This window comes from Pseudomonas sp. NPDC089569 (assembly GCF_050280625.1).
In the GTDB taxonomy this organism is placed as follows: Bacteria; Pseudomonadota; Gammaproteobacteria; order Pseudomonadales; family Pseudomonadaceae; genus Aquipseudomonas.
The window spans coordinates 1-7,968 of record NZ_JBNNVQ010000163.1 but is presented as its reverse complement, the minus strand read 5'-3'; the positions used below and the strand labels follow the sequence as shown (position 1 = coordinate 7,968).

General features: G+C 56.2%; 4 protein-coding genes and 2 pseudogenes. 1 reads left to right on the top strand and 5 read right to left on the bottom strand.

Going from position 1 to position 7,968, the window contains the following annotated elements; translation table 11 throughout:
• The 5 genes and pseudogenes from ACQKP2_RS30940 to ACQKP2_RS30920 form a co-directional block, all read right to left on the bottom strand.
• The coding region (locus ACQKP2_RS30940; protein WP_427582106.1) for a hypothetical protein at positions 1 to 81 on the bottom strand (81 nt) is incomplete at its 3' end.
• A 388-nt stretch (positions 82 to 469) separates the two neighbouring features.
• Positions 470 to 790, bottom strand: a complete 321-nt coding sequence (locus tag ACQKP2_RS30935; RefSeq protein WP_427582105.1) for a hypothetical protein — start codon at positions 788 to 790, stop codon at positions 470 to 472.
• A 392-nt stretch (positions 791 to 1,182) separates the two neighbouring features.
• Positions 1,183 to 1,683, bottom strand: a complete 501-nt coding sequence (locus ACQKP2_RS30930) for a hypothetical protein (protein ID WP_427582104.1) — start codon at positions 1,681 to 1,683, stop codon at positions 1,183 to 1,185.
• 1,058 nt (positions 1,684 to 2,741) lie between these two features.
• Positions 2,742 to 3,137, bottom strand: coding sequence for a hypothetical protein (locus ACQKP2_RS30925; protein ID WP_427582103.1), 396 nt, complete (start codon positions 3,135 to 3,137; stop codon positions 2,742 to 2,744).
• A gap of 1,039 nt (positions 3,138 to 4,176) precedes the next feature.
• Positions 4,177 to 6,174: pseudogene (locus ACQKP2_RS30920) on the bottom strand (type VI secretion system tip protein VgrG); the annotation flags it as partial.
• A 578-nt stretch (positions 6,175 to 6,752) separates the two neighbouring features.
• On the opposite strand from ACQKP2_RS30920, the pseudogene ACQKP2_RS30915 reads away from it, so the two are divergent.
• Positions 6,753 to 7,877: pseudogene (locus ACQKP2_RS30915) on the top strand (proline dehydrogenase family protein); the annotation flags it as partial.
• Positions 7,878 to 7,968: the final 91 nt, after the last annotated feature.

The following is a 7,968-nucleotide window of genomic DNA, read 5'->3' as shown; positions in this document are numbered from 1 at the left end:
CAGGGCGATGAGGCGGGTCAAGGTCAGGTGTTTGAACACATCGGCGTGATTGCCGGCGTGGAAGGCGTGACGATAATTCATGGCTGCTCCTGCGAAGGCCGGGAAGTTTACCTTCTACCGGCCCGCAAGTCAGGGGTTGGCGGCCGAGCGGCCTGCTCAGGAAGGCAAGGCGCGCAAGCGACGGCCGACGACATCCAGCACATCGCAGCCATCACGTAACGGGATGGCGCAGAGCAATGCGAAGTCGCTGAGGATGAAGGGCTCGCATTCGATGGAGCCGTGCATGGACCGGTTATCCAGCACCTAGGTGACGGCGCATTTGCTCAAACAGACCATGACCACCGCAAAACCCTGTGGGAGCGGGCTTGCCCGCGATGACGGAACATCAGTCACCATTGAAGTCGACTGACCCGACGCTATCGCGGGCGAGCCCGCTCCCACAGGGGACTGGTGAAGGCTTTAACCCTGCTCAGGAAGGCATGGCCCGCAAGCGCCGGCCGACGACATCCAGCACATCGCAGCCATCACGTAACGGGATGGCGCAGAGCAATGCGAAGTCGCTGAGGATGAAGGACTCGCATTCGATGGAGCCGCGCATGGACAGGTTTTCCAGCACCTGGGTGACGGCGCGGATTCGGTAACTGGCCGCGTCGGTCAGCACGTCGAGCGGTGCGTGGGTGTCGACGAAGAGCGTGGGCATTTCGCTGCAATTGCTGGTGAGCGCCATGAAGCGGTTGTCAGGATGGGGGATTGGTTTTTCGTAGGGTGGATCGGGTTTAAGTTTTGTCATTAGAAGCTCCCAAGAAAGAACAGGAACTGCCATGAGCCTTCCTACAGGCTAGGGTGGCAGCTATACGCGGGGTAGGAATATCGAGACCTTGGGAAAACTCGACCACGCCGAAGCATGCCCGCGCATAGCCGCCGCAACTGATCTTACGGACGCATGTGAGCGGCCGCAAACCAAGCGTTGACGCTAAGAGCTTCCCATTAGTCTTGAAGGGTTCCTACACCCCACCACTGAACTGTCAGTGACCACCAAAGGCTATCCATGAAACTCACACAGCACCAGTTCATGCAAACCACTACAACTTGAAGGAAATCTCCTAGGAAACCGCCCAGAAATGTCCTAGGACTCATCGCTTCAATTCGCAAGCGATGTTTTGATGAACGTGACCTTCTAATTCAACCCCCCATATATCGACCTACTAAAACATAACCCATGACAATCACCGAAAGTATCAACATTACCCCGAAAGATAATTTTATAATTTTCATTAGACTGACTGGAAACGACAAATAATCCTGAAGATCAAGTTCTCCATTCTCAAGAGATTTTCGCGAAAAAACCAATACTGCAGCAATCCGGACAATTGCAAAATAACGAACAATAGGGTCCCAACCCATAACATCCCTTCTAACCATCGCCACCGGCGAATTACTTAAATGCCTTAACATCTCCGACATGCGAAAATAGGCGACATACAACAGAACTACCAGAGTAAGAAACACAAACAACATCAAACCCAGTCCAGCAAACAAAAATATCACCTCAGATTGACTTCTCACTTCCTCACCATACGTACAACTCCCTAGACAAATACCATCCAGACAAATATAGACATCACCACAAGCAACCATACACAGCAGTTGCACCAGCAAACACAATTGCGCAAGCCATTCCACAAAAAACGGCCACGGTCTTAATCACCCCAACCCATTATTTCTTTTACTAGCCACATCACTATCAAAACAAGACCATCGACTAACGCAAAGCAATAAAACAACCGAACCATCAAAAGAAGACCAGGTGAAAGACATAAGTAGTCATCTCTATTCAGCTCGCCAAGCCTAATAGCTCGCCTAGGCCATACAAAAAGTGGAGCAATACTAACTAAAACAAAAAATCGTGAAAAATGGTCTGCCCCAGCTAAAAATCTCCGATTAACGAAACCTCTAGATCGCCGCAAACAATTTGACAACTCCACAAATTTGAAACAAGAGAGGTAGATACTAATCCCCACAACCAAAAGTCCAATTAAGAAAAAAATCCCTCCCCCAATCAAAAAGAATGTGACTTCAGCGTCACTTTTCACGGATAAATACCCTCATATAAAACCCTCCGAAATTTTCACCAAACTCCTCACCTTTTGTAGTGCCTACTGCTGTTCCAAGACCTACCAGAACAAGCCCACAAGCAACTCCTCCCACTCCCAATGTCGTTACGCCCATAGCGAAGCACACCCCACTGCCAATAGCTGCCCCTCCCATGCTTCCAAGTAACGCACCACCAAACTTCCCCACTTCCGTAAATTTCACTTTCCTGCAAGCTTCTTCCGACCCAACCCGGCAGATTTCCTTCACCTTGAGCCCCGAAGCCCCAGCCCCTAATCCAACCCCACCCAACCACCCAGCTTCATCACTTTGCTGGCCTTGCTCACCCCTTCAATATGCGTGGCATACCCCGGAATCCCGCCCGCCGTACCGGCCTTGCTCCAGTGATGAACAAGATGGCAGTAGTTGCACCTGGCCACTTTTCGAACGCCGCCAAACCTTGAACGGCTCAGCAGCGCTGACGCTGCTGAAAATGGCGAAGAGTTGTTCTTTTCCGGAAGGCGGGCCGCTTCGCAACCATATACTTTGATCAATCATGAAATGACTTTACGTTAACAGAAGGCGAAATTTATTTATCAGACAAAACCTAACAAGCGGGAACAAAAACCCCATTTAATTGCTTTCCACATCTAATTAACCCACCCCATATATCTCCCAACGACAAACAGTACTAGCGCTGCTCCTCCACCTACAAAAGCAGCCCCATATAAAATTTTTATTAACGTCAGCAAGCCTCTAGGAAAGTTTATGTAATCTTTCTCACTAAGCTCACCAGAGCTGATCGCCCTGGACGGAAACGTCAAAAATGCTGCGACACTGATTAACATAAAATAAACACCAAACACCCCACCATTCTTCATTATTGATTTTCGAAGCAAAACCCCCTGAGAATTACTCAAGCAATTAATTATTTCTTTCATCTTAAATAACGCCAAATAAATCTGCCCAAAAATAAATATAAAACCAAGACCAAAAAACAACCCACCCATCGTCAAAACAAAAACAACCTCAACGTCACCTCTCATCAAAAACCTCCCCGTAGACGATTTCACCAACTCTTTCCCCCCCTACCTCCCCGACCAATCCCCCCAAATAAGTTCCTACCCCTACTAAAATCAACGAACACAGCAGCCCCCCTGTTCCGAGAGTACCAATCCCGACACCCACACAAGAAGCAGTACCTGCAGCCCCTATAGCACTACCAAATGCACTTCCTCCCAACGCCCCTCCGAACTTCCCAGCCTCCGTGAATTTAACTTTTCTGCATGCTTCCTCTGTCCCAACCCGGCAGATTTCCTTCACCTTGAGCCCCGAAGCCCCAGCCCCTAATCCAACTCCCACCCAACCACCCAGCTTCACCACTTTGCTGGCCTTGCTCACCCCTTCAATGTTTGTGGCATACCCCGGAATTCCGCCCGCCGTACCCGCTTTGCTCCAGTGCTGAACAAGATGACGGTAGTTAATACCGAGCGCATTTTTGAGATTCGAGTGATCAGGAATACCCACACCTTTACGCAGCAGTGGTTTGAGGTTGTTATCCAGTTGCCGCATCAGCTCCTTGCGTCTGACAAAGAAATCCGTGCCGGTCAGCTTTCCATATTTATCGAAGGTTCTTTGGTGCAGAGACTCAAGCTCTCTCAAGGTGTTATTCAAGTTGTCCAGATGATTGCCAAATATCGCCGAACTAATACCCAGTGCTGTTGAGCTGCCAGCAAGAAAACCGTCGATTTCTTGGAAATGACGCACCATGAACTCAGCTTCTGCATCACTCATCGGCTCCAAAGCAGCATCAACTTTCTGCGCCGCTTCCATCAACAACGCTTCTTCACGGGTGCACTGGCTGTTGCGCGGATCGCTGAGCACGATCAACTGGCCGGGCTTGGCGTAGTTGCCCAGTTGCGGGTTGAGGCGGCGGAATTTTTCCAGCACGGCCGGGCTCGGCTGGGGAAACAGCAGGTTTTCCAGGGCGGCGCGGGACAGGGGTTGTTCGATGATGTGAAAGCCCGGTTCCACTGCTTCGTTGGCTGAGGTTTTGCCGGCACCGGACAAGGCATTGGGCGTCGGACACAGACCGTCCTTGCACGGCTGGCATTCCTCGCAAAACGCGGCATTGCTTTTCAGGCTTTGAATCTGCGCCCGGCTGAGCGGCGCCGGTTGCAGGGGTTGCGGTGCGTCCGGCCCGTGGGGCATGGCGGTCCGAGCCTTCATCGGCGTTCCGCCGACTTCGATCGGCACGCTGCTGAAGATGCCGTCGGGACCGATGCTGATCCAGTGCCCCCCCGCCTGAACAGTGGCGCTCACCCCGCCATCGATCACCACCTGTTCGCCGGCGCTGACATGAAACTGCCGAGTGGCGTTGAGCGCCTGGCTGGCCACGCGAATATGGCGCTCGCCGGTGACCAGCAGGTGATCATCCTGTTTGACTTCGGCGCGGCGCTGGCCGTGGGTGATGCGTTGCTCGTCGGCTTTCAGTTCATGCCGGGCGCTGCCGGTGACGACGATGCTGCGCTGGTTGTCGACCTGCACCCGCTGATCGTTGAGCACATGCTGGGTCCAGTCGCGCTGGGCGCGCAGGTAGATCTCTTCGGCGCCCTGACGGTCTTCGATGCGCAGTTCGTTGTAGCCGCCACCACCGGGGCTGCTCTGGCTGCGGAAGATGCTGCGAGTCTTGTCCGCCGGCAGGTTCAACGGCACCGGCGTCGCGGCGTTGGGCAGGCAACCCATGACCAACGGTTTGTCGACATCGGCATCGACAAAGCCCACCAGCACTTCCATGCCGACCCGGGGAATCAGCACGCTGCCATAACGGTCGTGCGCCCACCCCGTCGCCACCCGCAGCCAGCAACTGGACTGCTCGTTGCGCGGTCCGTCGCGGTCCCACATCAGCCGGACCTTGACCCGCCCATACTCGTCGCAATGGATTTCGCTGTTTTTCGGGCCGGTCACCACGGCGGCTTGATAGCCGGCGATACGCGGTTTTTCGTGCAGCGGCGCACGGAAGAATACGTCCCACGGAGTCGCCACGAAGGTATTGCGATAGCCCTGAAAACCACCCGCCTCTTCACTGCCGGCCGACTCTTCGAGCACTTGCGGCTGGCGGCCATGGTGCTCGATGTGCGTGAGCAACCACAGGTCGTTCCAGACCTCACGCGGATGCTCTGCAAGGGCCAGGAAATGCCCACTGACCAGCGCCGGTTGATCGCTGCCGCCATGGGCTTGCCGGTAATCGGCGCGATGACGCTCCAGCTCACGCTGGGCCTGGCGCCGGCCGACATCAGGGTCGATGAAGTGTCCGGGAAACGCGTAATCCTCCAGCGCGGGCAACTGCCCGCTGTCGAAGCGGCTGTCCAGTTCAAGGCCGGGCCGGCGGAAGTTGTAGTCCCGCCGCGCCACCGCCGTGGTGCGTGCTTGCAACCCCACGTTGAAACGACTGACCACCGGCTCGTCCGCAGCCATGCCGCTGCCCGGTCGATACGGCGTCGGCCGCGGCAAACGCGGGAAAAAGGTCTGGTCGTCGCCGAACAGCAACAGGTGCCCGCCGGGGCTGTGCTGGAAGTGGTAGTGAATGCCGACCTCGGCGCACAGGCGCTGAATGAACGCCAGGTCACTTTCGGCGTATTGCACGCAGTAGTCGCGTTCGGGGTAGTCGACGCTCAACTGGAACTTGAAGGCGTCGGCGAGAATGCCGTGGTCCTTGAGGATCTGCGCGATGATCGCCGGCACGCTTTGATGCTGAAAGATACGTTGGTTGATGCGCTGCCCAAGGTAGGCCAGATGTGGCACCAGGCTGACCTGGTAGCGCGTCAGACGCGTACCGGACTCGCCCTGGCCCACGCGAAAAATCTGACCGTGAATGCCGTGCCCTGCCTCGTCGAACCGCAGAAACGCCAGACGATGCAGCAGGCTTTCCAGCTCGATATCCGGGCAGTCGCTGACCAGTTCCAGATCAAAACGGTACGGTTGGCTGATGGCTTCCTTGCCGGTGAATTCCAGCACCTGGAGTTCGTCGCGCAGGCCGTCGATGGTCAGGGTGAAGCGTGGTGGGTGGGCGGCAGTGGACATCCGATGCAGCTCTGCAGAGGGCGGGTCGGCGATTCTGCATGAGAGGCAAGAGGGGATGGCCGAGGGGCGGGAAAATCAGAAATGCCCTACTCAGCGGGACGTCTTGGCCTTCAGAAGACGGCGCCTCTGACTACATACATAGGCGGGAAATAATGTAGCGAGGCGGATGACGCCTTCGCGGGCAAGCCTCGCTCCTACGGGGGTTGTGTCATTCGTAATGCCACAGACGACACAATACCCGTAGGAGCGAGGCTTGCCCGCGAACCGCCCCATGGGTTGCACCTCGCAACACAAGACGACGAACAAGGCGCAACCCACTTCGTCAAAAATCCATTGCACCGTATCGACTCGACGTCCTCGATTCCAGTTTTTTACTTCCTTTTTACGCAGTCAAAACCACTTTCTAGAAGCAAAAGCACCAAGCAGACACTGCACGTACGTACCAAAATTCACTTCCTGACCAATCGCCTGCCATTCCGACAAAAAATGGGTTGCACCCGGTTGCACCTCCATCAACTCACAGCTAATCTTGCCGCCAGCTGATGCCACGTGGTCGTGGCAAATTTGAGGATAAAAACATGGCTACCACCACCCTTGGGGTCAAACTCGACGACCCGACCCGCGAACGCCTCAAGGCGGCCGCGACCTCGATTGATCGCACACCGCACTGGCTGATCAAGCAGGCAATTTTCAATTACCTGGAAAAACTCGAGGGTGGTGCAACCCTGACCGAGCTCAACGGTTCGGTGACCAGGGACGCTGAAGACGCGGGCGACGTTCATGTCGATCACTCGCACCAGTGCTTCCTCGAATTCGCCGAAAGCATCCTGCCGCAATCGGTGCTGCGCGCCTCGATCACGGCCGCCTACCGTCGCCCGGAACCGGAAGTGGTGCCGATGCTCATCGAGCAGGCACGCCTGCCGGCACCGATGGCCGAAGCCACCAACAAGCTCGCCGCCTCGATTGCCGAAAAACTGCGCAACCAGAAGAGCGCTGGCGGTCGTGCCGGTATCGTCCAGGGCCTGCTGCAGGAATTCTCCCTGTCGTCCCAGGAAGGCGTGGCCCTGATGTGCCTGGCCGAAGCCCTGCTGCGTATCCCGGACAAAGGCACCCGCGACGCGCTGATCCGCGACAAGATCAGCACCGGCAACTGGCAGCCGCACCTGGGCAACAGCCCGTCGCTGTTCGTCAACGCCGCCACCTGGGGCCTGCTGCTGACCGGCAAACTGGTGTCCACGCACAACGAAGCCGGCCTGACCTCGTCCCTGAGCCGCATCATCGGCAAGAGCGGCGAACCGATGATCCGCAAGGGCGTCGACATGGCCATGCGCCTGATGGGCGAACAGTTCGTGACCGGCGAAACCATCGCCGAAGCCCTGGCCAACGCCAGCAAGTTCGAAGCCAAGGGCTTCCGCTATTCCTACGACATGCTGGGTGAAGCCGCACTCACCGAGCACGATGCGCAGAAGTACCTGGCCTCGTACGAACAAGCCATTCACTCGATCGGCAAAGCCTCCCACGGCCGTGGGATTTACGAAGGCCCGGGCATCTCGATCAAGCTGTCCGCCCTGCACCCACGCTACAGCCGCGCCCAGTACGAGCGCGTCATGGATGAGCTGTACCCGCGCCTGCTGTCGCTGACCTTGCTGGCCAAGCAATACGACATCGGCCTGAACATCGACGCCGAAGAGGCCGACCGCCTGCGCACGCCTTCATCCAGCAGCACCTGCAGTAGCCGTCGGCCCAGGTAGTCGGTGGACAGTCCGGCCAACAGCGCCGACTCCACCCCCAAAC

Bases quoted from the DNA above. Each gene is read 5' to 3' on its own strand.
- ACQKP2_RS30935 (WP_427582105.1), bottom strand. From the start codon at position 790: ATGACAAAACTTAAACCCGATCCACCCTACGAAAAACCAATCCCCCAT.
- ACQKP2_RS30925 (WP_427582103.1), bottom strand. From the start codon at position 3,137: ATGAGAGGTGACGTTGAGGTTGTTTTTGTTTTGACGATGGGTGGGTTG.